Source organism: Mycobacterium gordonae, from assembly GCF_002101675.1.
Lineage (GTDB): Bacteria > Actinomycetota > Actinomycetes > Mycobacteriales > Mycobacteriaceae > Mycobacterium > Mycobacterium gordonae.
Genome location: NZ_LQOY01000213.1, coordinates 1 through 1,036 on the forward strand (window position 1 = coordinate 1; position 1,036 = coordinate 1,036).

Consider the following 1,036-nt stretch of genomic DNA (forward strand, 5'->3'; position numbering starts at 1 on the left):
TGGAGCGCGAGGAACGCCGGGAACGCCGGGAGCGCTCCGTGCGCCACGCCTTGATCAACCAACTCGCCGCCCAGGCCACCGAAGAAGAGCTCGGCGACACACTTTCCGCCGCACTGGCCGACCGGCTACGCATCACCAAAGTCGAAGCCAACCGCCGCATCGTCGAAGCCGAGGATCTCGGCGAGCGCCGCGCCCTGACCGGAGAACCATTGGCGCCGCTGTTGACCGCGACCGCCGCCGCCCAACGCGAAGGCCTGATCGGCGACGGGCACGTCAAGGTGATCCGCAACTTCATCGCCCACCTACCCAGCAGCATCGACGTAAGCACCTGGGAAGCCGCCGAGAAGGACCTCGCCGGCAAAGCCTGCGACTTTCGCCCCGACCAGGTCGCCACATACGCCCGCGAACTCATGGCCTTGCTGCATCCCGACGGCGACTACACCGAGGACGAACGCGCCCGCAAACGCGGCCTGAGCCTGGGTGCTCAGCAATACGACGGCATGTCACGCATCAGCGGCCAGATCACCCCCGAACTGCGCGCGCTAATCGAGGCGGCGTGGGCCAAACTCGCCGCCCCCGGCGCCGGCATCCCCGACGAGGACACCGACACCCGCAGCCAACCCCAACGCCACCACGACGCCATCGTCACCGCCATCCGGGACCTGTTCGCCACCGGTGAGCTCGGCACCCACCACGGCCTGCCGGTGTCCATCATCGTCACCACCACACTCAAAGACCTCGAAGCCGGCGCCGGCAAGGCCCGCACCGCCGGCGGCACCCGAGTCCCCATGAAAGACCTCATCCGCTGGGCCGCCACCTCACACCACTACCTGGCGGTCTTCGACCAGGCCAAGCCCCTGGCCCTGTTCCACACCAAGCGCTTCGCCAACCTCGCCCAGCGAATAATGCTGCTGGCCAAAGAAGGTGGCTGCACCCGCCCCGGCTGCACCGCCCCGGCCTACCACACCGAGGTCCACCACGTCTCCGGCTGGACCACCACCTTCTACACCGACATCCACGACCTCACCCTCGCGTG

Annotated in this window: 1 protein-coding gene; it reads left to right on the forward strand. The window is 68.1% G+C overall.

Annotation, left to right across the window (positions count from 1 at the left end):
* Positions 1-1,036, forward strand: a 1,036-nt coding sequence (locus AWC08_RS27305; RefSeq protein WP_142283841.1) for an HNH endonuclease signature motif containing protein, incomplete at both ends; no start/stop codon positions are given.